We start from the raw sequence: 24473 nt of genomic DNA on the forward strand, positions 1-24473 counted from the left end.
GCCTCTTCAAACTCTGCAACAACAACGGCACCTGGACCCAGCTCACCGCCGACCTCACCGCCTACAAAGGCCAAACCATCACCCTCTGGTACAACGTCCACCTCGACGGCTCCAGCCCCGCCGACGACACCTGGATGTACCTCGACGACGTCACCCTCACCAACGGGTAGGGGGGTTGATCGACTTCCTGGTGGCCGTTCAGCCGTTCCTGGTGGCTGCGAACATGCGTCGAAGGGTGAAAAAGCAACCCAAGGCGCCGAAGAGCAGCGCCATGAAGAAGTCGCCCATGTAACTCTTCACGAAATTCGGGTTGTTCGCCAGGTTGTAGTTCATCAGGTCCCACGGTTCGGAGCTGGTGATCAAAGACAAGGGCTGGCTATTGATGTACTTGGCGGCGTCCAGCCAGACTCCAGCTACGAAAGACAAAATCGCAGTGGCAGCTGTGATGGCTGCTATCACCCACACGCCTTTTCTGCTCAGCCCGCCGGCTCCCATGACATAGAAACGGGCCGCCATCGCGGCAGCGGCGAAGGTGACGAGCGAGGACATCCAGCCAAAACTCCAGATGACAAGCCACAGAACGACGCCGATCGGGAGGGCAGGGAGGGCGAACAGCGCGCCTCGGCCCACGTTTTCGGCAGTTCGAACTGGGCGGGCGGGCGGCCATGCTGGTGCCTGAGATTGGTTGGCTTCCGGATGCCAAGAGGGAATGTGGGGGCCCGGGGCATCCGGAGCGCTCATTCCGAACTCAGGCTTGGGACGCTGCGATGCGCCGTATTCGTTGCTGCCGGGCTGCGTGTTTTCCGGCAGGTTGGTGCTTTCGGTCATGTTTCCCCCAATGTGGACCGCGGCGATCGTATGGGTCATCCTTGCACGCGACAGAGGAAATTCGCCAGCAATTGCGGCGAATAAATGCGTCGGCGATTCGACGCCGTGGGGAGAGCCTGGGGCTCGTGGACTAGCCGGCTTCGAGGATCTTCTTGAGGTTCTCCAGGTCCTTGCGCATGGCGGTGCGCATCATTGGCGCCATGAGGATGCCCGCAAGCGCGGAGAACCCGGAGGGTTCACCTGTGTTGCGGAGGGTCATGCGGGTGGCGCCATTCTCATCGGACCAGGTGTAAGTGGTGCGCATCGGGAAAGGACCTTGGCTTGTGCGCATGGTGAGTTTCTCGCCGGGGACAAGCTCGGTGAATTCGTAGACATAGTCCAGATTTCGGCCCAGGAACCTTGCGGTGAAGGCAACCCGGGATCCGACCGCGAGGGGCTTCGGCGTCTGCCACTGTGCAGATCGTATGTTCACATACCAGACCGGCGCGTTGTCCGGGTTGGAAGCATAACTTGCCACGATCTCGCGGGGCCGCTGGATCAGTATTTCGGTCTGGACGTCCACCATGTCCCTAACTATTGCAGAACGCGCCTAGCGGGCGGTAACCCCCATTGAAGGAAGTCATGGCAGATGCTCAGATTCTTCGGGGCGCTGCTGGGCCTCTTCACTCTGGGGTTCAATCTCCACGTAGTAGATCGCGCCTGCACCCGGGGCGTGAAGGCGGTGGGTCGCATGACGTATCGGCCGGTAGTCGTGTCCGAAGGGGTCCCGCACTGCTATTCGTTCAAGGTGGTCCATCCGCGCGAGGAGGCCATCGACCTCCCTGAGCGTCGCGCAGTGGGTCTCTTCTCCCGCTACATCCAATACCCAGGGCGAACCGGTGGCGCCGCTGGCAAGTTCCAGGCTCAAGGTTTCAAATATTCCAGCCAGAAGGGCATCGAGCGTTGTGGGGTAGAGGCGGAGCAAACGATGCGCTTGCGGTTCGCGGCGGCGGTCGCTGATCCAGGTTTGGCGGAGCCACGTGAATTCGACCCGACCGAACGAGGACCCAAGAGTCAGCTTCCGGCCTTCCTCCAAGGTCAAGTGGAAGTTGTTCCCCGCCCGGTCGAGGATGCTGGCCGCTTCCTCAACGTACTCAAGGTCTTCCAGCATGGCGGTCTTGGACGGGTAGTACGTGAAATCGCCGAGCTCATCGACAACGACGTAGTCTTCCGGAGCCGCGCCGGCAAGCTCGGAAGCGTATGCCGCTCCTTGGTTGAGGGGACTGCGTTTCATGGTGGATTCAGCTCCTACCGAGGTTGGCCCAAAGCCCGAATAGGCCGTGCGTCCTTTCTTCATCAGACCACCAAACCGAGCGGCCGTCGTCGGTCCTTAATGGTTTCCTTACGCGGACCGGAACAGATTTAGCGCCAAGGCTCCCGTTTGTAACAGTCGACCTCAGTGTGCCCAGAATTACGCAACAGCAGCATGTTGTTATTACAGTAAGGATTGCCTTGCCTATCTCGTTGCCGTTCCTCCCGACTCGTCGGGCTGCTGTGCACGAAGGGTACGGCAACCCCCAGCCATTCCGGTCCCAGCCGGAACCCTTGAAAGGCCCCCCATGAAATTCGGCATCAAACCCGCTACGGCCCTTGCCGCCGCCACGGCCACGCTGCTGGCACTTTCTGCGTGTAGCGGCGCACCAAGCGGTACTGCGAGCGGTGGTTCCACGGCCGGCGCGTCCGGTGACGGCATCGTCGTATACAACGCGCAGCATGAAAACCTCACCGGCGCATGGGTGGACGCCTTCACCAAGGAGACGGGAATCAAGGTTACGCTCCGTAATGGTGACGACCTTGAAATGAGCAACCAGCTCAGTGAGGAAGGCAAGAACTCTCCGGCGGACGTCTTCCTCACGGAAAACTCCCCGGCGATGGTCCGCATCGCGAGTGCCGGGTTGCTCGCCCCCGTCGATCAGGCAACCCTTAGCCAAGTCCCTACGCAGTACCGGCCCTCCACCGGCGACTGGACGGGCATCGCGGCCCGCTCCACCGTGTTGGCCTACAACAAGACCAAGCTCAGTGCAGACAAGCTTCCGAAGTCCTTGATGGACCTTGCGGACCCGTCATGGAAGGGACGCATCGGTGCGTCCACGGGTGGAGCCGATTTCCAGGCTATTGTCAGCGCGATGCTTGCGCTCAAGGGAGAAGACGCCACCCAGAAATGGCTGGAGGCGGCTAAAACCAACTTCAAGTCCTACAAGGACGACACCCCGGTGCTCGCGGCTGTGAACGCAGGCGAGGTCGACGCAGGAGTTTTGTACCATTACTACTCCTTCGTGGACCAGGCCCAGACCGGAGAAAACAGCAAGAACGTTGATCTCCACTACTTCAAGAACCAGGACCCGGGTGCGTTCGTCAGCGTCTCCGGCGGCGCTGTTCTGGCATCCAGCAAGAAGCAGGCCCAAGCCCAGCAGTTCCTGAAGTTCATCACGGGCAAAGCGGGTCAGCAGGTCCTCCAGAACGGTGACTCCTTTGAATACACCGTTGGCTCCGACGTACCGGCGAACTCCAAGCTTGTGCCCCTCAAGGACCTTCAGGCACCTTCGGTGGACCCCGCCAAGCTCAACAGCGAAAAGGTTACCGAGTTGATGACCAAGGTCGGGCTTCTCTAGGCCCCAGGGCCGCCTTGCTGCTGCGGACCGCCCCCTGTCCCGTCGAAGACGGGGGCTGCGGTCCGTCAGTGCCCAGCCGACCTTGAAGCCCCCGTTGCTATAAGGAATCTGGCCATTCATCCACGACCCCTGCCCGGAAAACAGGAATCTCACCAGGTCCGTCGTGTCCTCGGCCGTGCCGAGTCGACCCGCTGGAGTCGGGTCAATGCCCGAACGCCGCGTAGCGTCGTCCATCCACCCGGTGTCGATCGGGCCCGGGTTCACCACGTTCGCCCGCACGCCCCGGCCTGCCAGCTCGACGGCGGACGCTGTGACGATCCGGTCGAGGGCCCCCTTGCTCGCGCCATACGGCAGGTTGTGAACAGTGTGGTCGCTCGTCAAGGCGACAATCCGGCCGCTTCGAACCGGCGCCGGAACAACCCCACCTGGTGTTCTCCTTCATGGCCGCCGACGCTAATCGCCAACCACTCTGCCGTCCCAGTTTCAAGATCCCGCCCTGCAGAGGAACAAGAAATCCTCAAGATTCGGGCCCCAGGGAACACCGAGACCCCCGAAGATCCTTGCGCCCCCGAACCCCGCCACGTAGCTTTGAGGAAGCGGACGTATGCGTCCGGGGGCATCGGGTTTGAAGCCGGTGGCCAGTCAGATTCAGAGAAGGAACATGGCCGTGGCAACAGGTATTGTCAAGTGGTTCAACGCCGAAAAGGGTTTCGGCTTCATTGCCCCCGACGACGGTTCGGCGGACGTTTTTGCCCACTACTCAGCGATCGCCTCAAGCGGGTACCGATCACTGGACGAGAATCAGCGGGTCCAGTTCGACGTCGTCCAAGGCCCGAAAGGCCCCCAGGCGGAGAACATCCAGCCTCTTTAAGAGGGCACCACTGACGAATCAGGCTAGTTCGGCAAGCAGCCGGCCCCACTTGGGTGCCAGTAAGGGCGCTCCGGCAAGCTTGAGGCAGTGCCATAGCGTCACCGCCACGGAATCAAGCACCGGCACTCCGGTGGTTTCCTCCACTTCCGCGGTGATGTTGGCGCCGTAAAGGTTCGTGCACAAATAAATGAGCGCGTCCGGGTTCGAGGCGGCAAGTTCCAAGGACCCGGGCAGCATCTCCGCGTCCGTGACCCGGGCGAAGGATTCGTTGTTGCTGAGGTCCAGGTGGCGGTGGTCAACCGTCCTGATTCCTTCGCGCCCATATGACTCAATGACGGCATGGTTCACGTCCCCTGTATAGGGCGTGAACATGCTGATCCTTTCTGTGCCGAACGCCTTGAAGGCCTCCAGGTAGGCCAACGTAGAGGTCGTGGCCGGGATCCCGGTGGCCTCCGTGATTTCCTGGACCAGCGCTTCGTCATGGGCGGAACCGAGCCAGGAGCCTGAGGTTCCGTTCCATGCGATGACGTCTACATCCGCCGTCGCGAGCAATGCGGCGGCCTCCCTCATGACGGCCGAATCGAATTGTTTGTCCGAGGAATCATCCAGTGCAATGCGTGTGACCGGAATGCGCGTGAAGTGGATGGTGACGTCCTCGCGGTCACCCAGGATCCGGTAGCTCTGCGGCTCAAGGCACGTGTTGGATGACGGCACGATCATGCCGATGCGGGTGGGGCGGTGTTCGGAAGGCATGGTTCTCCTAAGCAGAAACGGTGGCGGGAACGGACGGCGATATTCGAACGGACAGGGCGTCGTGGTGGGCGGCGAAGCCGTTGCGGGCGACGAAACGGCCCACCGGTCCGGGATCGTGGAAACCGCCGTCGTCGACCACGACGCGTCCGGCGGAGACGACGACGGCGGGCCAGCCGTTCAGCGTCTTCCCTTCGAAAGGCGAGAAGTCAGTACCCATGTGGAGCGCGCCGCCGTCGACCTCGCGTTCTTCGGCGGGATCGAAGATGACCAGATCGGCGTCGAACCCTGCCGCGATGCTGCCCTTGCCGGGCACGGCGTTGATCCGCGCGGGACCGGCCGAGAAGACCTCGACGAAGTCCTCCACTGTGCTGTTGGGCGCCATTGCGGTGAATGTGACAGGCATTCGGGTTTCGACGCCGGGCAGCCCGTGCGGCATGAAGCGGACGTCGTCGGTGCGCTCCCGCTTTTGTGAGAGGTCGTAGCAGGAGTGGTCCGAGGAGACGGTGTGGATCGCTCCGTCCGCGAGCCGTTCCTTCAGCGCGGCGACGGTTTCAGCGCTGCGCATCGGCGGGCAGCAGGCATACCATTCGGGGAATTTTGAGCCGTAGACGGTGTCATCCAGCGTCAGGTAGTGCGGGCAGGTCTCGGAGTAGGCTTCCTGGCCGCGCCCGCGGGCCTCGGTGACCAGATCCACCGCTCCGGGGGTCGACTGGTGCACGAAGTAGACCGGCGCACCGGTGTACTCGGCCATGGCGAGGGTCTCTTTGACAGAGATTTCCTCGGCGAGCTCGGGCCGTGTGGAATGCAGGTGCTCGATGCCGATCCGGCCGTCCGCAGCGTGCTGTTCGGTGCAGTCGGCGATGATGGGATCGTGTTCGGCATGGATGTACGTGAGTCCGTCCAGGCGCACCATTTCGCGCATGACTTTCAGGATGGTGTCGCCGTCGGCCATGGTGGAGCCGCGGTTGGTGGTGTACATCTTCACCGAACGGATGCCCTCGGCGGCGAGTTGCTCCAGCTGCCAGGGCACGGTCTCGTCCCAACTGACCACGGAGCCGTGCAGCGCGACGTCGCAGCGGGATTCGGCGGCCAAGCGCTTCTTGTTCAGGACGGCGTCCAGCGGGGATTCCTGGGCGTCACGCGGAATACCAAAGTCGATGATGGTTGTGGTGCCGCCCCACAGGGCTGCGGTGGAGGTGGTGCGGTAGTCATCCAGGGTGCGGAAGCGGCCGGTCACTTGGGCCACGTGGCAATGGCCGTCCACACCGCCCGGGATGACCAACTTGCCCGAAGCGTCGATGATACGCGCGGCCGCGGGGACCGGTTCTGCGGCGTCGATGAGCTGGATGATGCGGCCGCCGTCGACCACGACGTGCGCGGCTTGCCGGCCGAAGCTGTTGACCACGGTGCCGTGGGCGATGACGAGATCGGGAATGGTCACGGTGGTTCCTACCTTCCTGCTGGAACGGCGGTGCCGGCGGCGGACTGGATGGCGGTCAGGGCGGCGTCGAGGTTTTCGGACAGTCCCCGGCGGTGCTTGACGGGCGGCGGCGCAAAAGCGCCTTGGCGGTGGAAGCCGGATTGCAGGGCCACAACCGCTTCGGTCATGCGGATCCCGGCGGAGATTCCGTCCACCACGGGCACGGGGATTTGTCCTTCAAGCTCACGCGCGAGTCCGGCAAGCGGGGCACCTGCCAGGATGACGACGTCGGCGCCGTCCTCGGCGACCGCTAGCCGGCTCAGTGCCAGGAGGGTTTCCTTGAAGTCCTGTTGCACAGTGCCGATGCCGTTGAGGCTCTGGTTGATGGAACGGATCGAGGCAAGACGGCTGCCAAGTCCGAAATGCTCCACGCAGTCCCGGTACCAAGCGGTGATGCGGTCCGAAATGGCGATGATGGAGAAGCGTTGGCCCTGCAGGGCCGCGGCGCAGAGGGCGGCCTCCGTGATCCCGATGACCGGCACGTCGGTCAGTTCCTTGAGCGCAGGCATTCCGGGGTCGCCGAATGCGGCCACGACGACGCCGTCTATGCGGTCCGCAGCCGGATCGCCGCCGCAGTGCTCGGCGATGATTTCGGCGACGGCTCCGGCTGCGATGAGGGATTCGAAGCGGGTCTCGATGTATTCGACGCCATGTCCGGCGGTCCTGACGATCAGCTCGGTGTCGGTCCCCGCCGAGCGGCGGGCTTCGGCGTCGATCAGCGCGGTGACATCCGCGCTGATGTTGGGATTGATGACTAGCAATTTCATGGTCGTTTGCCTTGCAACTTGAGTTCGGTGGCGGGCTCGTTCTGGGGGAACTGCTCGCGGTACTTTCCAATGTGCGACGCCGATTGGGTTGCGGCGCGCTCGGCATCGCCGCTGGCGATGGCGGCGTAGAGATCGCGGTGCTCCTGGATCAGCTCCGGCAGGTCGTGCACGTGGCGGAAGAGCCAGTGCATGCGGCCTTGGAGCGGTTCCAGCGCGGTGCGGAGAAAATCGTTGTTGGCGATGGCCGTGATGGCATCGTGGAATTCGCTATTGGCGCGGTGCGCCTCGAGAATTGAGCCTTTCGCAAGGAAGCGATCGGCCTCATCGAGGAGCCCGGCCAGGTGCTTGAGGTCCTTGTCCGTGGCGCGGGCCGCGGCCAGGCGGCAGGCGAGGACTTCGAGCGACTGGCGGACGTCGAAGAGGTCCTCGACGTCTTTGGGGCTCAACCCCGCCACTTCGGAACCGCGTGAGGCCCGGTCCTGGATGAGGCCTTCCTGCCGCAGCATGCGGAGGGCTTCGCGGATGGGGAGTCGCGAGACGTTGAATTCGGCGGCGAGGTCCCGCTCCACCAGCCGGGTGCCGGGCGCGTAGTGACCCTCGAAGATTCGCGAACGGATGGCGTCCCGCACGGATTCCCGGAGGGGACGGTCCGTGGTGGGGGTTTCTTCTGCAATCAGCATTCTTGCTCCATTCGTGTTCTCTTGGGTCAATGCGCCCGGCAACCCGGAGGCGTCCAGTCGTGCGGCGGTTCAGGACCGCACGGCCGGCCCGGTCAGGCGAGTTAGACCGGAAGCCGCTTGTTGTAGTTCAGGGTCAGGACGGAGACGCCCATGATCACGGCGGATCCTACAAAGTACAGCAGCGCCCAGGTGTAGGAGCCCGTGGCCCCGACAATCAGGCCTACCACAATCGGGGTGACGAACCCTGCGATGTTGCCGCTGAAGTTCATTGCACCGCCGAGGACGCCAGCGTTGGTGCGGCCGCCGAGGATTGACGGGATGGACCAGAAGAGGCCCACCCAGCGGAGGAAGAACAAGACCACTGAGAGGAGCACGACGGCGGTGATCGGGTCTGCGACGACCGTCACGCCAACCAGGCCGCCGACCACCACGACGCTGGAGATGCCCAGCAGGGTACGCATGACCAGGTTGGCCGAGGCGCCAGCTGCGCGCCACTTGTCGGCGATAGCGCCGCCGAGGATCTCGCCGACGAAGCCTGCGCCGAAGATCACGAACGTGGACCAGCCGATGGTGTTCAAGTTGAAGTGCTTGGCCTGGGCGAGGTAGAGCGGGCCCCACGTCAGCAGGCCGTAGAACACGCCGTTGAATCCCAGCCAGCCAAAGCACATGGCCCAGAAAGAGCGGAACTTCAGGTAGGGGAGGAGTGCGCGCTTGCCCTTGACGCCGTCTTTCGTGGCCTCGGCGTCTTCTTCGGCGTGGGAGGACTCGATGTATTCGGCCTCGGCGTCGTTGACGGCCTTGTGGTTGCGGGGATTGTCCCGGACGTACCACCAGACAGCCAGGCCCATGAGGACGGTGGCGGCACCGGCGATGATGAACGAGTAGCGCCAGCTGCCTGTTGAGGCGATGAGCCAGGTGATGAGGATACCGCCCAGGCCGGCTCCGAGCGGGGCGCCTGCGTCAAGGATCGTGGCGCCGCGGCCGCGCTCCTTCTTGTGCATCCAGATGGCGTTGAGCTTGCCGCCGGCCGGCATGACGCCTGCTTCGGCGACGCCGATACCCAAGCGGGCGATGAACATGCTGAGGAAGCCGCCGGCCAGGCCGGATGCTGCCGTTGCGGCACCCCAGCCGATGCACGACGCCGTGACGACCTTACGGGGGCCGAACTTGTCGATGAGCAAGCCGACCGGGATCTGCATGAGGGCATAGGTCCAGAAGAATGCCGAAAGCAGGAGCCCGACGAGCTCCGGTGCGAGGTTGAATTCCTTTTGGATGATGGGCAGTGCCACGGAGATGGAGCCGCGGTCGATGTAGTTGACGGCGACCAGGATCAGCAGCAGGACGAAGAGCCTCCAACGGACACTCGTGCGTCGCTGCACGCCGTCCTTGCCGGCTTTTTCTTCTGCTTTTCCTTCGGCGGCATGCGCTTCTGTTTCGGTGTTTTGGAGAGACACAGTTTCTCCTTCAGGGGGAGTTTGGGGAGCGGGGAAAGTCTTGAATTGTTGAGCTGGGTGCGGGTTGCCGCGGCAGCTGGACTCGCGCCGGCGGCAGCAGTAGCGGCCCGGTCCTCTTTCTGGGAGGAGGGACGCTGCCGGTTCGTTGGGTCCGTTTTGGGATCCCGCTTTGGGATCCCAAAATCAAAATTAGATGTGACCCGGCGCACTGTCAAGAGTTTTGGTATACAACGTGAAGAAACAGAATGTGACCGGGGGCGAAGTCTGGCGGAATATGGGTTCACTCACCCGAGTGGTGCGGGAAATGGGATACCGACACGATTCCTAGGCTTGTCCGGGTGGGGCATGGGATACCGGCGTGTTCGCGTGTTCCTGCCTGCCGACGCGCTCCCGACCCCACGACACGCTGTCTACCTCACGACACGCAACTGGTTATGCGACGAGGAGAAAGTCTGGCGACGCCCGAATACCGGTGTCGATAGGGATTTTCCGGGTCACGAGGCGTTTAGGGTGTCACGAGGCATTTGGGGCGTCGCGAGGCGGGCAGGGTCGGGGAGGGCTTAGCTCGGGTTGAGGTCGGTGAGGAGGGTGGCTTGTTATTGAAACGCGGGTGCGCAGATGGGATACCGGAGGCGTGGAGGGGTTCACTCGCACCCGTTGCGCCTTCCTCGAGGTAGGCGTCGGACCTACGATGATCCCGACGGTCGGAGGATCCCCGTCCGGTTCAGGGCACTTGCTCGATTCGCCTTTCGGGGTCTGCCGGCCGGCGGAGGTCGACAAGGGGGACGATGCCATATCGGCTGGGGTGGTGTTTCACGTGGACAAGGCGCGTGTTAAGGGCCGGTCCCGCACGCAACGCGCAACTCGCGCTCATCCACGAACCCGGAAAACTTTGAAGGGTGGCGGCCCAAACAAAAAGGGGGGCCGGGCCCACAAGCCCCTGGGTACGCCGCCCCAACAGGGATAATCACTGCCAACCGCATCCGAATTTGTGTGTCACGTTGCTGTCACAAACTATTTGGCCCTGTCAAAAGGTTTGTGTGAGGATTTTCAGGCGCCGCATACAAGCGCAAATGCACGACTCACTTCTGGATAATTGGGCATCCTCTCGTGAAAATAGCGCGTATACCTTCGGCGGAAACGGCCAAGGCTGGCTCCGCGTGTTTGCACCATGCCGACTCGGAACGGGTCAGCAATTGACTTTTCAAGCAAATAGGCCAGAGTCATCCCGACACAGGGCCGGCATTCTGGCGTCCGTAGCGAGCCTCTCGCTCCTTCAAATCGGTAACGCCGTCGCGGTCGGGTTGATTAGCTCGATGGGCGCCGCGAGTGCGACGGTTTTGCGAATCGGGATTGCCGCGATCCTGACTCTTCCAGTGATTTTCATGATGAAATCATCGAGTCGAGCGCCGGTCCGATTCATCCTCAAGTACGGGTTGGTGCTGGGGCTGATGCAGGTCACCTTCTACCGGGCGATATCCACCATTGATCTATCCCTGGCCGTCTCCATAGAGTTCACACTGCCTCTCGTTATCGGATGCATCCGGTCCCGCAACACCACGGCCCGGGTTGCTGCGGGGCTGGCGGTTGCCGGGCTCTTCATGATTCCGACCTATGGCGCGACGACTGCACTCGAAGGTCTGTTCTTTGCTGCGGCAACGGGACTGCTACTGACCGCATACATCCATGTCGGGACTTCCATTCCGCAGGCCAACCACCCGATGCTCACTCTTAGTAAGGGGCTATGGGTTGCCCTACCCATTGCGCTGGCTGCCTTCATGGTGAACGCTCCGCCCGCTGTTCTATTCACTCCTGAATTGGCGCTCCATGCGCTCATTGTTTCCATATTGACCTTGCTGGCTCCGTTTGCGCTGGAGCTATTTGCAATGAAACGCCTTCGAGCTTTGGTATTCGCGCTCGTCGCTGCCCTTGACCCTGCGTTGGCTTCCACCGTAGGTGCCGTGGTTCTACATCAAAGCCTGGACTTTCGGCAGATGGCAGGTATCGCGATTCTCACGGTCTGCGCCGGCGTTGCCGTTTTTGCTGAATCATCAACTTCACAAAAGAAGGTCAGTGTGCAATGAAGACAGCACCCGCCATGGATATTGATCGACTTCTGGACGGCTTGGATTTGTCGGTTGAGGTTACCGGCGACACGCAAGCCCTGATCTCATGCGGATATTTCGATGCACCAACCGGGATCGATGATTTTTCGCGGAGTTCGATGATGGCAGGGCTCAGCCTTGGCACAGTCTTGGACGGCGCCAACACCGCGAACCTCACGGAATCGAAAAGGCCCGCCGCAGCATCTCTAGAGTGCTGAATTGCCGCCCGGGTGAGCTCTTCTTCACCTCCGGGGCGACGGAGTCCAACAACTGGGCAACCGCAACTGCAGCTGGGTCCAGCAGCAACCACATCATTACCTCTGTCATCGAGCACAAATCCGTCCTGGATGCCTGCCTCGCCTTTCAAAAGCGGGGCGGTGAAGTCACCTTTCTGCCCGTGGACGCACAAGGGATCGTCTCACCCAATGACATTGCCGACGCGATCAGGCCCAACACCAGCCTCGTGTCGATAATGCTGGCTAATAACGAGATCGGCACCATACAACCGGTCACGGACATCGCCGCCATCACTCGTGAGGCAGGGGTTCGGTTTCACTGCGACGCCACGCAAGCCATCGGCTATCTCGCTCCGGACTTCAAATCCCTGGGCCCAAACCTGATCAGCTTCTCAGGGCACAAAATTTACGGGCCCAAAGGCATCGGAGCCCTCTACATCGACAAGGAAACCCAGACGCTGCATGGGGGGTTCGAAAACATGTTGTTCGGCGGCGGCCAAGAGGGAGGGCGCCGGCCTGGGACGCAAAACATCACCGGCATCGTCGGATTCGCGGAAGCAATAAAAATTTCCAACGAGATCTCCGCCAGCGAAAAGCAAAGAGTTCTCGACCTGAGAAGCAGATTCTGGAACCAGTTGTCCAAGCGCATCCAAACGGTCACCGCCAACTCGCCGCTCGATGACGCTCTTCCGAATTGCCTGAATTTCAGGATTCCGGACATCGATTCGGTGGACCTGCTATCAGCCCTACCGAAAATAGCCATGTCGACTGGGTCCGCCTGCAACAGCAGCGACCAGAATCCCTCACATGTTCTCATGGCCATTGGCCTTGACGGCGCCATGGCCAGGTCCAGTATTCGCGTAGGATTCGGGCGCTTCACTACCACGGAGGAAATCGACGAGGCAGCAGGCATGATTGCGAAGGCTGTTCAGCGGCTCCAAAGTTCGTAGGCGCGAGCGTACTCAAGGCCGACACCGTCAAGATCTAGGAAGACGAGGCCGAGGACCGGGAACCTACCTCAGAGATCTGACAGTGGATATTAGCAGGCCGCACGCTAGGTCTGCCGGGTATTGCATGGGATACCGACGCAATTCCTAGGTCTGCCGGGTATTGCATGGGATACCGGGCAACCCGGCGCTGGGGCGTTGCTATGGCGACACGCAAATGGCCTGCCGACGCGCTTCCTACCTCGCGATGCGCAGCTGGCTACGCGACGCGGAAAATACCCTGCGACGCTGGAATACCGGTATCGCAGGGTATTTTCCGCGTCGCAGGGCAGCCGGGATCGGGGAGGGCTTAGCTCGGGTTGAGGTCGGCGAGAGCCGTCAGCACCCGCTCGGGATGTTCCGCGATGCGATTCAGGATGTACAACCACCATTCGCCACCGAAGATGACGTATTCACGGGTCCTGTACCCGGCCCTGTGGAGCCGGTCGAGAAGGTCGGTCCCGAGTCCGAGGAGCATCTCGAATTCGATCGCGTCTGTCTTCAGTGCCTCGCCGTGCCTGGAGATGAGCGTGTTGACGAGCTCGTCGTCGTGGGTTGCGAGGGACAGGGAGTGGCCCGAGCGGATGAGCTGGCTCGCGAGGTCGAGGTAGGCAGCCGTCAGTTCGGCGCTGTTGCGAGGGTAGGCGACGGACTCGGGCTCGAGGAACGCGCCTTTGACCAAGCGAACGGTACCCGGGTGGCGAAGGACCCGCTCGAGGTCTCCGGGGGTGCGGTGCAGGCGGGCTTGGAGCGTGATGCCGACGCGGGGGATCTCTGCTGCGAGCTCGTCGTACAGGTCGAGGACCAAATCGGTCCGGTCGGAGCCTTCGGCCGAGATCATCAGTCCCGTTCCGTACGGTTCAGTTATCGCGGCGAGCTGGCGTACATGGTTGAGGACCAGATCGCGGTCCACGAGTGCGCCGAGGTGGGAGAGGTCGAAAGAGATGGTGCCCGGCAGGCCGGACTTCCCGAGGGCAACGCCCAGCTCAAGGAAGACCCCGGCTTCCGAGCGTGCGAGCTCGGCGTTGCGCACGCTCTCGCCGGCATACTCGATGCTGGCGGCATGCCCGCGCGCCACCGCCGCTGCGGCTACCTCGATGGCATCGGCGGTGGTGTCCCCGGCTGAGTATCGCCTTGCCACGCGCGAAGCCATTGTTGCCAAGGCTGGCGTGGACATGACGCGTTGCTTCAGGTCTTCATCCAAAGCCCACGCCCGGAGGGTATCGGCAGCACGCTCGAGATCAATCTTGGTAGTCACCCGCCAAACTGTACCGGCGGAGTTTGTGGACGCCGGCGTCGGGTTCATGATGTGAAATCCGGATCGGCCCTCCGCCCTCGCTACTCCTCCGGGAAACACCACACGGAGATGCGTGCGCCGTCCGGATCCGGGGTGACGCGGAGCCGGAGTTCGCGGCCCATCAGGGCTTCATGCGCGTCCTCGCTTGCCAGCTGGTCCGCGAGTTTGCTGATGGCAACGGCCATCGCCCGGCCCCAGTGCTGAGGCTCCCGGCTCGTGGCCACCGCCTCGGCGCTGGGCTGGCCGGGAACGGACACCCCTGCGGAATCCATCTCCCTCATGTCCATGGCGCTCATCCTGCCACCACCTTCCAGTTGTCGGCCGGTCTAGTCCCGGTCCTTGGCGTCGGCGCTCCGGGTGTGCGCCAGGATTTCCGCCAGCTCGGCAAGCCGATGTGCGCGTGCCGATTCCGCCGGCGTGAACGGTTCGTCCGGTCGGGAGAACAGGAGCGGCCCGTGCCATGCGGTCGGAATCTTGAGGAGGGTTGTGGAGGGCCCGACGGCGGCGCCTGCCTCGGCGGCCGGCCCTTCGGGTTCAGGGGTGACGATTTTCGCCGACAGCAGTTCTGCTACCGCCAGCGGTAATTCGTCCGGGTTGTCGGCGATCCGGGCAGCCAGGCTCAGGGCCTTTGTCTGGCCGTCCGCCATGGCGAGTGCAGTGGTAGGCCACACGTGCGAATCCCGGCCACCGCCGTCGTCGAGCGCTGTCAGTAGCTCATGCTCGCCGAGGTGGCCCGGGGCAGACACCACGAATTCGTCCATGACGGCTCCATCCATGGGGTGGACATGGATGCTGAGGATGTTGATGTTCGTCCGGGCGAGCGAGTGGGTCATGCGTTGGAGGGAGCCTGGCTGGTCGCGGAGCACAGTCCTCGCCCGCCAAAGCGCCGGGGCCGAATGGAGCTTCCTGCGGTGGCGGAGGGCAGGTGCGTGGATCCAGCGCCGCAGGATCCTGGCCGCGGAGGGCTCGGCAACCCAAATCACCAGGACCGTTGCGGTCACGGTCAGGAGGAGCACCTTGGCCAGGTAAGGCAGTTGCGTTTCAACCACAATGGCGTGGACAAGAAGTTCAATGGGAAGCATCACCGCGATTTGGGCCACGGTGACCCTTGCCTTCGGAGCCTCGGGCATCTGCCCGCACACTTCGCAGGAGAGCTCAGCGGTAACGGAAGACCTCTTCTTCGGCTTCATGGCACTATCGTGCCCGAACCCTGTTTCAGGCGGATTGCGCCTGCGTCACGATCTGGGGCGGTATTCATGGGGCCAGTTCGGCGCCGACCGGACGCGCCGAACTGGCCGTGATTCACGAAACCTAGCGGGCGTTCTCGTTGCTCTTGTTGGCAGCGGCGAGCTCGGTCAGGAGGTCGCGGATTTCAACAAGCAGGGCGGTATCAGCCGGCAGTGGCTCGTCCTCGGGCTCTTCGATGGAGGCGCGGCGCTTGGTCAGTTCGTTGATCTTGTTCATGGGCGCAACGAAGATGAAGTACACCACGGCGGCCGTGATCAGGAAAGTTACGAACGCGGTGATGACGGCGCCGAAGTTGACGAAGGTCTTCGCGTTGTCGGGCCAAATCGCGAAGCCGAGCCCCTGGGCGTTGACTCCGCCGGCGGCGGCGATGACCGGGTTGATGATGTTGGTGGTGAACGCTGCGACCAGGGCTGTGAACGCGGTGCCGATGACGACGGCGATGGACAACTCGATGATGTTGCCGCGAAGAACGAAGTCCTTGAAACCTTTGAGCATGGATTGACCTCCGGTGAATGGGTACAGGTGATGTGGCCGGAATCGCCCCGGCCCGGCTGGTAACAACCGACATGAGACTATCAATCGAAGACGTGCCGCCGTCTTACTTCGCTTCACGACCTACCATTCAACGGAAGGCGGTCCGGCTGCCTGGAGCCTCCCGGCGTAAGCTCGTAGCGGATGCCAGTGCCGCCGTCGTGGGCCCACGCCGCCAGGGTTCCCTGGCCGAGCTTGCGAGGCGAGGGTGGCGGTGGGGATTAGTTGAGCAGTTCGGCGCTCAAGAGAAGCAAAGAGGCAGGCAAGCCATTGAACGCCCTGGCAGAGATGTTCAGGATCGGTCCTGGCAACAAGGACCATCACCCGGCTGTGCGCTGCGCGGTGGGCGTCTTCCTGCCGTTGATCACCCTCGTGTTGTTCGGACGGCTGGACCTTGTGGTCTTCGCCAGCTTTGCGGCGTTCACGAATATCTACGGCCGTAACGAGCCCCACAGCCACCGTTTTCGAAGCCAGCTCCGTGCCGGTTCGTTGCTCCTCGGCATCATCCTGCTTGCCACCCTGACCGCCCGGGTTGGCCAGGGCTCGGACGCGTACCTGTGGATCCTCACGCTAGGCACCACATTGGTTGCCGCATTTTGCTCCGTGGTGACCGCGCTGTGGAGGCTTCGCCCGGCAGGTTCGCTCTTCCATATTTTCGCTTTCGCCGCGATCGCCTCCGTTCCCCAGCAGCCCCCGCTCTGGGAAGGGATGTTGGCGGCGGTTTTGACTGCCGTGTTGGCGTTGCTGATCGGAATGTCGGCGCGGGTAGTCCCGAGCCACCGGACACCATGGAAGCGACCGGCTGCGGACCGGTTGCTGCCCCAGGAAATCCGGGCAGCTTGGCTGGAAGGCCTGGGCTACTTCCTGGCTGCCGGGCTAGCCGGAACGCTTGCTACTTTGGTTGGGCAGTGGCTCGGATTCGGACACGGCTATTGGGCCATGGTGGCGGCAGTAGTTCCCCTGGTTGGGCGCAGTACCCGGCATCGGGTGCAACGGGGAATCCAGAGGATCGTGGGGACATTGCTCGGTTTGCTGGTGTTGGCCGGAATCCTCTGGCTCGGTCCGGCGCCATGGCAGATGGTGTTGGTGATTGCCGCATGCCAGTTCGGAGCAGAGCTCTTCATTACGCGCCAATATCTCGTGGCGCAGATATTCGTCACACCGCTCGCGCTCATTTCCACTTTGCTGGTTGCCAACGTTCCGCCCGCGCTCCTGCTGCGGGACCGCATTGTGGAGACCGTGATCGGGGCCGCCGTCGGCGTCGCGGTGGTATTGGCGCCTGCGGCATGGTCCCGGGTCAGGGAACTCACTTCCGGCTAGGCGTTTCCCAATTGGCGACCGTGTGGGACCTTATGTAAAGGGACTTATTGTTTCCACATGCCCCAATCAGCATATTCACCGGGAGAACGCGCCATGCTTCCTGCAGATAACACTTTGACCACCATCGACCGAATCCAGAACCTGATCCTGGAGAGTGCCGACTTCGAGGAATTCCTCAACGAGCTGGCGCGGTTTTCTGCCCACCAGATGGCGGGCGACGGCGATGACGCGCTCTGTGGGATCACGCTGCTGCGCGAGCGGAAGGCACTCACGATTGGTTGGAGCAGTGATGCGGCCCGCGAAGTGGACGAGATCCAGTATTCCTTGGCCCAGGGGCCATGTTTGACGGCTGCCGAAGAGGAAAGGGAAGTCCACGTCCCGGATCTTCTTGAAGAGAACCGCTGGGGTCCCGACTATGCGAGTGCCGTTGCGTCGCACGGACTGAGGTCGGTGTTGTCGTTGCCCTTCAATCTGGAGGGAGAGGCCAAAGCAGCGCTCAACCTGTACTCCGAGGCCCCGTACAAGTTCGACGAACGGGCTGCTGATCGGGCCCGCGGATATACCCGTGAGGTGTCGCAGGCCTTGCGTCTCGCTATCAGGTTCGCCCTCCATGCAGACAGCGCAAAGAATCTCCGGGCGGCCATGGAGTCCCGCACAGTGATCGATATCGCCGTTGGAATTGTCATGGCACAAAGCCGCTGCAGCCAGGAGGACGCTGTCCGGATCCTCACGGAGGCCTCGAGCAATCGCAACGTGAAATTGCGCGATATCGCCACGTCCTTGGTGGACTCCGTTGACGCAGCGGGCACCCTGACCCACTTCGAAGAGCCCGCCCAGGAGCCGGGCCGCAGCCGGGCCGGGTGAGGCGGGCCCGCTCGTCGGTCGACTCGCGGGGTGTACAACGAGGGTTCCGGAGGATAGGCTTCTTGAGGTTGAGCCGTCGGCCATAGACGCCTCTTTTGGAGTACCTATGGACCGTAGATTGCACGCCCTTGTAAAGTTTGATGTTTCCACCGACGCTGTCGAGATCGACGTGCGGGGGAGCCTGAATCAGGACTCCCGCTCCGCGCTGGTTCACATTGTTCGCCGGATTCGCCGAATGGGCATCACCTCCCACATCAGAGTCGGCTTTTCGCACGCCGCGATTGTCGAATCGCAGGCACTAGCGGGACTCCGCAACGACCTCAATGCGATCGACGGCGGAGCCACCGAAGTTGGCCTGCCCACCGGATCCGGCGTTTCCCTGGAATTCACGGACAAGCCTGCCAGTCCCGGTTTCGGGGCCGCGGCGGGAACGAAATCGATTGAAATCACCGGCGAATTCGCAGCCTCAATCGACGCGGCGGGACTCCAACCGCTGGACAAATGCTCCGATGAAGAACTTCTTGCTGCCAGCGATTTCGCGTTTGGCCTGCTGGACCAGCCCGGTACATCCGCCTCGCCGGTAGTGCTGGCGCACTACGACGCGATCGGCTTGGAGATTTCGCGCCGGGAAACCAAGCATGCCCCTGCGGATCCCGCTGAACCGCAGTAAACTTGAGCCCACCATTGAATGGAATCCGTGGGAAATGGGGAAAGCGCAGTGGCCAACTCGGCATCCGGTGATTCCGTCGTGGACCGCATCGTCCGGATCATCGAAGCATTCCCCGAAGGATCCACGTCACTGCGGCTTTCCGAACTCGCGGAGACTGCCGGCTTGCCGCTCACGAGTGCCCATCGCCTGGTCCGGCAGCTCGCCGACCACGGTCTCCTGGATCTGGCTGCCGGCGGAGATGTCCGCCTGGGCCTGCGGTTATGGGAACTCGTCAACCGGAATTCACCCACCTTGGCCCTCCGGCAAGCGGCCCTGCCGTTCATGGAGGATATCCAGCAGGTCCTGAACCAGAACGTGAACCTTGCCGTGCTCGATGGTTGGGAAGCGTTGTTCGTGGAGCGGCTGTCCCGCCGGGGATCCGTGGCCAACCGTGCCCGCGTTGCCGGCCGGATGCCCGTTCACATTTCTTCGGCCGGGCTGGCGTTAATGGCCAGCCAGCCGCGGGAAAAGCAGGCCGATTACCTCAAACAGTTCAGCGACCCAGCTGGAAAGGTGACGGCCGACGTCGTCCGTCACCTTTTGGCTGAAACCGCCCAGCAGGGGTACGCGCAGCTCGCGGGCGTCGTGGATCCGGACACTTGGGGAATCGCGGTGCCGGTCGCGGACGGCAAGCGGCGCACGGTGGCGGCGCTCGGCGTCGTGGTTCCCCTCGCCGAAATGCGCCTGCAGGCGTTGGTGCCGGCGCTGCAGACGGCGGCGCGCGGAATCGGGCGCCAGCTCGGGGAGCAGCGGAACACTTAAGGGTTTTCCGTTGAACGGAATTCGTCTAACGCCGACGATGCGGCGGGGGTCACACTGATCAGCAGAACCACCGCGGCCCTTAGGCGCGGTTCCGCAATGAAGCGAGGAACACCATGGCACGCAAGATCATCACCACCCAAGTGGCCATCATGGGCGCCGGCCCGGCCGGCCTCATGCTTTCCCACCTGCTGGCAAAATCGGGGATCGAATCCACCGTCATCGAGGTCCGCAGCCATCAGGAGATCGCCGAAACGGTCCGTGCGGGCATCCTGGAACACGGCTCCGTGAACCTGCTCGTGGACAGCGGGGTTTCGGACCGCGTGCTGCGCGACGGCGACAGGCATGACGGGATCGAACTGCGCTTCAACGGCGAAAGCCACCGGATCGATTTCAAAGAGCTCGTGGGGGAATCGGTCTGGCTGTACCCGCAGACGGACGTCTTCCTCGACCTTGCAGCACGGCGCAAGGACGACGGCGGCGACGTCCGGTACAGCGTCACGGACACCACCGTCCATGACCTCGAAGGCAAGCCGAAAGTCTGGTACACCGACGCCGAGGGCCAGGAATTCGAGATCCAGGCGGACTTCCTGGTGGGCGCCGACGGTTCCCGCAGCCACTGCCGCTTCCAGATCCCCGAGGCCAACCGGAAATGGTACTTCCACGAATACCCCTTCGCCTGGTTCGGCATCCTCGCCCAGGCCCCGCGCAGCTCGGACGAACTGATCTACGCCAACTCCGCGAACGGCTTCGCCCTGATCAGCCAGCGCACCGAGAACGTGCAGCGCATGTACTTCCAGTGCGACCCCAAAGAAAACGTGACCGACTGGGACGACGAGCGCATCTGGTCCGAATTCCGCAAACGCGTCAACGGGAACGGCTTTGAGCTCAAGGAGGGCCCGGTCCTGGAGAAGATGGTCCTGCCGTTCCGCAGCTTCGTCCACACTCCGATGCGCCACGGGAACCTGTTCCTGGCCGGCGACGCCGCACACACCGTCCCCCCGACCGGTGCCAAGGGCCTCAATTTGGCCCTGCACGACGTCAAAGTGCTCTTCGAAGGCCTGGAGTCCTTCTACTCGAACGGTTCCAACGGCCTGCTCGAGTCCTACAGCGACCGCGCCCTGGAACGCGTCTGGAAAGCCCAGCACTTCTCCTACTGGATGACGTCCATGCTGCACACCGCTCCTGGATCGGACGACTTCGGACGCGCGCGCCAGCTCGGCGAGCTCCACTCCGTGGTCTCGTCCCGGCACGCCCGTGCCTACCTTGCGGAGTCGTACACGGGGTGGCCGACGGGGAAGTAGCCGGCGACGCGCGGCTGGCTACTCGCGCGTCGTCACGTACCGGATGCCCCAGCTGGGCTCCCAGGCCTCCCCGGGTTCCAGCCAGCGCAGGCCTTCGCCACTGTTGAAGGCATCGGCGGGCGCAGTCATCGGTTCAACCGCGACGGCGGTCACCATACCGCCGTCGGTGGCGAAGTCCGTGGTAGTGAAGGCCTGGACGTAGCCGAAGGAGGCATCCATGAACATTTGGACTTGGCTGCCGTCGGGCGCTTCGAGGTAGTGCACCGAGCTTCCGTCGTCCTCGCGGTGGACATCGCTCCAGGCGTCATCGAGGTCAACTGAACCAACCAGCTGGCCTGTGCGGAAGTCGTTCGTGGTTCCGGCGACGTCCGTGGTGATTCCGCTGGGGTTCAGGCGTTCGTCCACCTCGATGTGGGTAGCGGCGTTGATATAGAGCGTGAGTTCGTCCGTCGGCACGCTGCCCAGCCGGAGGAAAGGATGGGCGCCGAGCGCGACGGGCGCGGACCGGTGGCCCGTGTTTTCCAGGCGGTGGGTGACAAGCAGCCCGTCCTCCACGAGTTGATAACGGACCGACGTCGACAGCTCGAAGGGGTACCCAGCTTGCGGCGAGATGCCGGCGTCGAGCGTAATGCTGTCAGCGGTCCGGGCACTGACCCCGTATGGAGTGTGCGTCAGCAATCCATGCAAAGCATTGCCGTTGTCCGGTTCGGTGATATCGAGTTGTTGGGTGACGCCGTCGTCGCTCCATGTGCCGCCAGCCACCCGGTTGGGCCACGGGACCAGGACCCAGCCCGAGCACCATGGCGGTTGGGCATCGGCGGGATAGTCCTGGACCAGGGCCACGCCGTCGACGGCGAGCTCCCGCAGGCTGGCGGCGATTTCCGTGACGACGGCGCGCTGGATGCGGCCGCCGATGCTGGCCGTGAGTTCGAAATGTTCGCCCATGGGCGAATTGTCAGTAGACATAGTCGACCTTGCTAAGAGGAAGCGTAGCTAAGGCGCCGGCCGGATCCGCGAGGAACTGTGCGAAGGCCAGTTCCGCGGCTCCGATCATCATGAGATCCGAGCCGAGGGCGGCCCGGTAGATCTTTACCTGGCCAGCCGGTCCGTCCATCGCCTGGGATCGCAGCGAGCTGTCCAATGTCCCGGGAGACAGGGCGTGCAAGACGCCGAGGAAGCCATCCAGGACGATCGCTTCAGGGTTGAAAATGTTCACCGCATTCCGCAAGGCGATGCCAAGATACTCAAGCTGGCGTGCCACTTCGGCGCCCACCGCTTCGCTGCTGTTCCGGCGAAGCGCTTGCTCGAGTTCACCCGCATCCCCACCGCCGATCCCGGCCAGTTCAAAAAGCGAGGACTGCGAGACTTCGGTCTCGAGGCAGCCTGCGGCCCCGCAATGGCAAGGTTTGCCGGTCGAGCGGACAAAGGTATGTCCAAGTTCCCCGGCGTAGCCGGATGTCCCGCGAAGCAATTCCCCGTCAGCGATGATTCCGCCGCCGATGCCGCTGGCGCCACCGTTGAGGAAGATCAGGTTCCTTTGGCCCGCGCCGGCGCCGAAAAGGAGTTCACCCTCGGCGCCGAGCGATGCGTCGTTGGCCGCGTGGCAGGGGTATCCGGTAGCTTCGCCGAGCATTCGGGCTATGGGTTCATCGCGCCAGCCCAGATGCGGGGCGTGCCGGACCACGCCGTCGCCGCGGTTGACGAGCCCGGGCACTGCGATGCCCACGCCCATGACCTGGTACGACGTGTCGAGCTCCGACCGCATTCCCTCGATGACGGCCGCCGCGATGTTCACGGCTTCTTTGGCCGTCGGGATCCGCTCGGTGTCGAAACGGATCTTCTTCTGGACCTTCCCCCCGAGGCCCACAAGACCGATGGTGACAGCATCGATCTCCGGGTTGACCGCAAGGGCAGCTATGGACGGCCGGGGATGGACGATCGGGCTGGGCCTGCCCACCTGCGCTTCGCCGGAGGGCGCCGTCTCATACACCACTTCCAAGTTCACGAGTTGCCCTATCAACGCCCCTACCGTGGACCGGTTCAGGCCCGTCCGCTTGGTCAGCTGGGCACGGCTGAGTACACCGTTGTGGTGGACAAGGGAGGTCAGCAGCGCCAGGTTGTTTCGCCGTGACGGATCGGGCTCGCTGGCGGTGACGGGATTTCGGGTGGGGGAGGGCATCATCGCGACAATATCAGCTCCCAAACACCGTTCGGTCCAGGAAGTCGTTGCGGAACTTTCCGGACGGATCGAGGCGTTCAGCCAGGGCGATGAAGTCGTTGAAGCGAGGGTACAAGGGCGCGACGGCGGCAGCACCGGCGTCGAACAGCTTGCCCCAGTGCGGCCTCGCCGCGAACGGAGCCAGTTCCGCCTCAAGCAGCGGCAGGATGGCTTCGACGGCCGGCTGGTCCTGGCGCCACGTGAAGTGCAAGCCGATGCCGTCGCGGCCGTAGTTGGCGCTCAGCCAGAGCTGGTCGGCGGCCACCGTGCGGATTTCGCCAACCAGCAGCAGGGGAGTCACGACGTGGGAGAGCCGGCGCATGGTGCGGAGGGCGTCCACGGCGTGTTCACGGGGGATGAGGTACTCGCTCTGCAACTCGTCGCCTTGGCTCGGTGTGAATTCCATCCTGAAATGGGCCAGCCGGTCGGACCACGGCCCGGCCATGCCGAGCTGCTGCGTGCAGTTGCTGCCTGACACGCCGGGAAGGGGGTGCCGGGCTTCTGTTGCCGGGGTGCCGCCGAAGAAATCCGACGTTTCCACGGCCGCATCGCCGCCGCGCCTCTTGAGCCACGCCTGGCCCACGGTGTCTTCGCTCCAATCGGTGAACAGGCTGACGCTATACGCGGAGGAGGTTATCTGGTCGAAGTTTTCCAGGACGAGGTCCCAGTTGAGGTTTTCGAACACGCTCTGGGCGGCGTCGAAGGTTGGCTGGATGTCCAGGGTCAATTTGGTGACGATGCCGAGTGCGCCGAGTCCCACCACCATTCCGTCGAAATCCTTGTCGCCGCGGCCTACGCTGAGAATGCTGCCGTCCGCCGTGACCAGCTCAAGGCCCGCGACGGCGCTGGCAAGGTTGCCGTTGGCATCACCGGAGCCGTGCGTGGCGGTGGAGACAGCTCCTGCCACCGAAATGTGGGGGAGCGAGGCGAGGTTGTGAAGGGCGAAGCCTTGGCGCTGGAGTTCTGCCGCCAGGGTCCCGTACCGCGTGCCACCGCTCACGGTGACGGTCATGTTCGCCGCATCCACGCTGATGCCCGGATCCAGCTGGTCCAGCACCACGAGGGTACCGGCCGTGTCCGCGATGGAGTTGAAGGAATGCCTGGAGCCAAGCGCACGGACCTTCTGGGCGCCTGCCACGAGACCTTGCAGTTCCTCCGCGCTGGCGGGATGGGCGAGTTGCGGTGCCTGGTAGCTGTAGTTTCCTGCCCAGTTGCGTTCCGCCACCAGCTGATCAGTCACGGTTGAATCCTTCGTTCGAGGGCTCGACGGCCTTATTTGATGTCCACAACAACATAACGGCTGAATGGCCCATGCGCCAGGTCTTTTCCTGACTTTTCCTTGAGGGGATGAAAAAAACTTTGTTGGCTTCACGTGGTTGACATCACAGGAATTCATAATATGTTGGATAGCG

General features: G+C 63.0%; 24 protein-coding genes and 2 pseudogenes. 10 read left to right on the top strand and 16 right to left on the bottom strand.

The genetic code is table 11. From position 1 onward, the window contains the following. Nucleotides 1-198: 198 nt before the first annotated feature. From AC1DJB_RS13525 to AC1DJB_RS13535, 3 genes are all read right to left on the bottom strand, one after another. Nucleotides 199-828, bottom strand: coding sequence for a hypothetical protein (locus AC1DJB_RS13525; protein WP_307053163.1), 630 nt, complete (start codon nucleotides 826-828; stop codon nucleotides 199-201). 130 nt (nucleotides 829-958) lie between these two features. After that, nucleotides 959-1393, bottom strand: a complete 435-nt coding sequence (locus AC1DJB_RS13530; RefSeq protein WP_059388794.1) for an SRPBCC family protein — start codon at nucleotides 1391-1393, stop codon at nucleotides 959-961. A 54-nt stretch (nucleotides 1394-1447) separates the two neighbouring features. After that, nucleotides 1448-2101 carry a hypothetical protein gene (locus AC1DJB_RS13535; protein WP_476910536.1) on the bottom strand — a complete coding sequence of 218 codons (654 nt, stop codon included), beginning with the start codon at nucleotides 2099-2101 and terminating at the stop codon, nucleotides 1448-1450. Nucleotides 2102-2426: 325 nt separating this feature from the next. On the opposite strand from AC1DJB_RS13535, the gene AC1DJB_RS13540 reads away from it, so the two are divergent. Next, nucleotides 2427-3479 carry an iron ABC transporter substrate-binding protein gene (locus tag AC1DJB_RS13540; RefSeq protein ID WP_284988896.1) on the top strand — a complete coding sequence of 351 codons (1053 nt, stop codon included), beginning with the start codon at nucleotides 2427-2429 and terminating at the stop codon, nucleotides 3477-3479. An 81-nt stretch (nucleotides 3480-3560) separates the two neighbouring features. Here the strand turns inward: AC1DJB_RS13540 and AC1DJB_RS13545 are convergent. Next, nucleotides 3561-3878 (bottom strand): annotated as a pseudogene (locus AC1DJB_RS13545) (SDR family oxidoreductase); the annotation flags it as partial. Between the two features lie 268 nt (nucleotides 3879-4146). On the opposite strand from AC1DJB_RS13545, the gene AC1DJB_RS13550 reads away from it, so the two are divergent. Further along, nucleotides 4147-4350: a cold-shock protein gene (locus tag AC1DJB_RS13550; RefSeq protein ID WP_035743560.1), complete on the top strand. Its 204-nt coding sequence runs from the start codon at nucleotides 4147-4149 to the stop codon at nucleotides 4348-4350. 18 nt (nucleotides 4351-4368) lie between these two features. Here the strand turns inward: AC1DJB_RS13550 and AC1DJB_RS13555 are convergent, their stop codons facing one another. The 5 genes from AC1DJB_RS13555 to AC1DJB_RS13575 form a co-directional block, all read right to left on the bottom strand. Further along, entirely contained in the window at nucleotides 4369-5103 is a 735-nt protein-coding gene (locus tag AC1DJB_RS13555) for a maleate cis-trans isomerase family protein (protein WP_059388791.1), read from the bottom strand. Between the two features lie 7 nt (nucleotides 5104-5110). Continuing rightward, on the bottom strand, nucleotides 5111-6544 hold the full coding sequence (locus AC1DJB_RS13560) for an amidohydrolase family protein (RefSeq protein WP_441432996.1): 1434 nt from the start codon (nucleotides 6542-6544) through the stop codon (nucleotides 5111-5113). 8 nt (nucleotides 6545-6552) lie between these two features. Continuing rightward, a complete protein-coding gene (locus AC1DJB_RS13565; protein WP_441432997.1) occupies nucleotides 6553-7350 on the bottom strand; it encodes an aspartate/glutamate racemase family protein in 798 nt (265 codons plus the stop codon). Then, nucleotides 7347-8030, bottom strand: coding sequence for a GntR family transcriptional regulator (locus AC1DJB_RS13570; protein WP_307053167.1), 684 nt, complete (start codon nucleotides 8028-8030; stop codon nucleotides 7347-7349). Before AC1DJB_RS13570 ends, AC1DJB_RS13565 begins: the two co-directional genes overlap by 4 nt. A 101-nt stretch (nucleotides 8031-8131) precedes the next feature. Continuing rightward, nucleotides 8132-9484, bottom strand: coding sequence for an MFS transporter (locus AC1DJB_RS13575; RefSeq protein WP_306964553.1), 1353 nt, complete (start codon nucleotides 9482-9484; stop codon nucleotides 8132-8134). Nucleotides 9485-10800: 1316 nt separating this feature from the next. Here AC1DJB_RS13575 and AC1DJB_RS13580 point away from each other — a divergent pair. The 3 genes and pseudogenes from AC1DJB_RS13580 to AC1DJB_RS13590 all read left to right on the top strand — a co-directional run. After that, on the top strand, nucleotides 10801-11568 hold the full coding sequence (locus AC1DJB_RS13580) for an EamA family transporter (RefSeq protein WP_332602812.1): 768 nt from the start codon (nucleotides 10801-10803) through the stop codon (nucleotides 11566-11568). Beyond that, nucleotides 11565-11807 (top strand): hypothetical protein, encoded by a 243-nt coding sequence (locus AC1DJB_RS13585; RefSeq protein WP_332602813.1) that lies wholly within the window; start codon nucleotides 11565-11567, stop codon nucleotides 11805-11807. Before AC1DJB_RS13580 ends, AC1DJB_RS13585 begins: the two co-directional genes overlap by 4 nt. Further along, nucleotides 11768-12775: pseudogene (locus AC1DJB_RS13590) on the top strand (cysteine desulfurase family protein); the annotation flags it as partial. The gene AC1DJB_RS13585 and the pseudogene AC1DJB_RS13590, both read left to right, overlap by 40 nt. A 346-nt stretch (nucleotides 12776-13121) precedes the next feature. On the opposite strand, the gene AC1DJB_RS13595 reads toward AC1DJB_RS13590, so the two are convergent. From AC1DJB_RS13595 to mscL, 4 genes are all read right to left on the bottom strand, one after another. After that, nucleotides 13122-14069 carry a proline dehydrogenase family protein gene (locus AC1DJB_RS13595; RefSeq protein ID WP_441432998.1) on the bottom strand — a complete coding sequence of 316 codons (948 nt, stop codon included), beginning with the start codon at nucleotides 14067-14069 and terminating at the stop codon, nucleotides 13122-13124. Nucleotides 14070-14149: 80 nt separating this feature from the next. Then, nucleotides 14150-14404 carry a hypothetical protein gene (locus tag AC1DJB_RS13600; RefSeq protein WP_306964542.1) on the bottom strand — a complete coding sequence of 85 codons (255 nt, stop codon included), beginning with the start codon at nucleotides 14402-14404 and terminating at the stop codon, nucleotides 14150-14152. A 30-nt stretch (nucleotides 14405-14434) separates the two neighbouring features. Next, nucleotides 14435-15298, bottom strand: a complete 864-nt coding sequence (locus tag AC1DJB_RS13605) for an ACT domain-containing protein (protein WP_059388783.1) — start codon at nucleotides 15296-15298, stop codon at nucleotides 14435-14437. A 121-nt stretch (nucleotides 15299-15419) separates the two neighbouring features. Next, on the bottom strand, nucleotides 15420-15851 hold the full coding sequence (gene mscL / locus AC1DJB_RS13610) for a large conductance mechanosensitive channel protein MscL (protein ID WP_059388782.1): 432 nt from the start codon (nucleotides 15849-15851) through the stop codon (nucleotides 15420-15422). Nucleotides 15852-16157: 306 nt separating this feature from the next. Here mscL and AC1DJB_RS13615 point away from each other — a divergent pair, with 306 nt between their 5' ends. The 5 genes from AC1DJB_RS13615 (at nucleotide 16158) to AC1DJB_RS13635 (ending at nucleotide 20843) form a co-directional block, all read left to right on the top strand. Further along, nucleotides 16158-17207, top strand: a complete 1050-nt coding sequence (locus AC1DJB_RS13615) for an FUSC family protein (RefSeq protein ID WP_441433052.1) — start codon at nucleotides 16158-16160, stop codon at nucleotides 17205-17207. A gap of 93 nt (nucleotides 17208-17300) precedes the next feature. Beyond that, nucleotides 17301-18071, top strand: coding sequence for a GAF and ANTAR domain-containing protein (locus tag AC1DJB_RS13620; protein WP_284988978.1), 771 nt, complete (start codon nucleotides 17301-17303; stop codon nucleotides 18069-18071). A 106-nt stretch (nucleotides 18072-18177) separates the two neighbouring features. After that, nucleotides 18178-18741 carry a hypothetical protein gene (locus AC1DJB_RS13625; RefSeq protein WP_059388779.1) on the top strand — a complete coding sequence of 188 codons (564 nt, stop codon included), beginning with the start codon at nucleotides 18178-18180 and terminating at the stop codon, nucleotides 18739-18741. Between the two features lie 48 nt (nucleotides 18742-18789). Then, nucleotides 18790-19542, top strand: a complete 753-nt coding sequence (locus AC1DJB_RS13630) for an IclR family transcriptional regulator (protein ID WP_332602918.1) — start codon at nucleotides 18790-18792, stop codon at nucleotides 19540-19542. A 113-nt stretch (nucleotides 19543-19655) separates the two neighbouring features. Next, complete coding sequence (locus tag AC1DJB_RS13635; RefSeq protein WP_441433000.1) at nucleotides 19656-20843, top strand: 4-hydroxybenzoate 3-monooxygenase; 1188 nt, start codon at nucleotides 19656-19658, stop codon at nucleotides 20841-20843. Nucleotides 20844-20861: 18 nt separating this feature from the next. Here the strand turns inward: AC1DJB_RS13635 and AC1DJB_RS13640 are convergent, their stop codons facing one another. The 3 genes from AC1DJB_RS13640 to AC1DJB_RS13650 are packed head-to-tail and all read right to left on the bottom strand — an operon-like array spanning nucleotide 20862 to nucleotide 24301. Further along, nucleotides 20862-21809 (bottom strand): aldose 1-epimerase family protein, encoded by a 948-nt coding sequence (locus tag AC1DJB_RS13640; protein WP_441433001.1) that lies wholly within the window; start codon nucleotides 21807-21809, stop codon nucleotides 20862-20864. Then, nucleotides 21799-23025, bottom strand: a complete 1227-nt coding sequence (locus AC1DJB_RS13645) for an ROK family protein (protein WP_307053175.1) — start codon at nucleotides 23023-23025, stop codon at nucleotides 21799-21801. Before AC1DJB_RS13645 ends, AC1DJB_RS13640 begins: the two co-directional genes overlap by 11 nt. Before the next feature lie 10 nt (nucleotides 23026-23035). Continuing rightward, a complete protein-coding gene (locus AC1DJB_RS13650; RefSeq protein ID WP_441437701.1) occupies nucleotides 23036-24301 on the bottom strand; it encodes an FAD-binding protein in 1266 nt (421 codons plus the stop codon). Nucleotides 24302-24473 lie beyond the last annotated feature (172 nt).

The organism is Arthrobacter sp. 01T428 (assembly GCF_056398685.1).

What these genes read in the sequence shown, in the direction of transcription:
- AC1DJB_RS13635 (WP_441433000.1), top strand. Translation starts at nt 19,656, where the DNA reads ATGGCACGCAAGATCATCACCACCCAAGTGGCCATCATGGGCGCCGGC.
- AC1DJB_RS13625 (WP_059388779.1), top strand. Translation starts at nt 18,178, where the DNA reads ATGGACCGTAGATTGCACGCCCTTGTAAAGTTTGATGTTTCCACCGAC.
- AC1DJB_RS13530 (WP_059388794.1), bottom strand. Translation starts at nt 1,393, where the DNA reads ATGGTGGACGTCCAGACCGAAATACTGATCCAGCGGCCCCGCGAGATC.
- AC1DJB_RS13620 (WP_284988978.1), top strand. Translation starts at nt 17,301, where the DNA reads ATGCTTCCTGCAGATAACACTTTGACCACCATCGACCGAATCCAGAAC.
- AC1DJB_RS13535 (WP_476910536.1), bottom strand. Translation starts at nt 2,101, where the DNA reads ATGAAACGCAGTCCCCTCAACCAAGGAGCGGCATACGCTTCCGAGCTT.
- AC1DJB_RS13570 (WP_307053167.1), bottom strand. Translation starts at nt 8,030, where the DNA reads ATGCTGATTGCAGAAGAAACCCCCACCACGGACCGTCCCCTCCGGGAA.
- AC1DJB_RS13540 (WP_284988896.1), top strand. Translation starts at nt 2,427, where the DNA reads ATGAAATTCGGCATCAAACCCGCTACGGCCCTTGCCGCCGCCACGGCC.
- AC1DJB_RS13525 (WP_307053163.1), bottom strand. Translation starts at nt 828, where the DNA reads ATGACCGAAAGCACCAACCTGCCGGAAAACACGCAGCCCGGCAGCAAC.
- AC1DJB_RS13605 (WP_059388783.1), bottom strand. Translation starts at nt 15,298, where the DNA reads ATGAAGCCGAAGAAGAGGTCTTCCGTTACCGCTGAGCTCTCCTGCGAA.
- AC1DJB_RS13555 (WP_059388791.1), bottom strand. Translation starts at nt 5,103, where the DNA reads ATGCCTTCCGAACACCGCCCCACCCGCATCGGCATGATCGTGCCGTCA.
- AC1DJB_RS13585 (WP_332602813.1), top strand. Translation starts at nt 11,565, where the DNA reads ATGAAGACAGCACCCGCCATGGATATTGATCGACTTCTGGACGGCTTG.
- AC1DJB_RS13645 (WP_307053175.1), bottom strand. Translation starts at nt 23,025, where the DNA reads ATGATGCCCTCCCCCACCCGAAATCCCGTCACCGCCAGCGAGCCCGAT.
- AC1DJB_RS13640 (WP_441433001.1), bottom strand. Translation starts at nt 21,809, where the DNA reads ATGTCTACTGACAATTCGCCCATGGGCGAACATTTCGAACTCACGGCC.
- mscL (WP_059388782.1), bottom strand. Translation starts at nt 15,851, where the DNA reads ATGCTCAAAGGTTTCAAGGACTTCGTTCTTCGCGGCAACATCATCGAG.
- AC1DJB_RS13580 (WP_332602812.1), top strand. Translation starts at nt 10,801, where the DNA reads ATGGGCGCCGCGAGTGCGACGGTTTTGCGAATCGGGATTGCCGCGATC.
- AC1DJB_RS13565 (WP_441432997.1), bottom strand. Translation starts at nt 7,350, where the DNA reads ATGAAATTGCTAGTCATCAATCCCAACATCAGCGCGGATGTCACCGCG.
- AC1DJB_RS13600 (WP_306964542.1), bottom strand. Translation starts at nt 14,404, where the DNA reads ATGAGCGCCATGGACATGAGGGAGATGGATTCCGCAGGGGTGTCCGTT.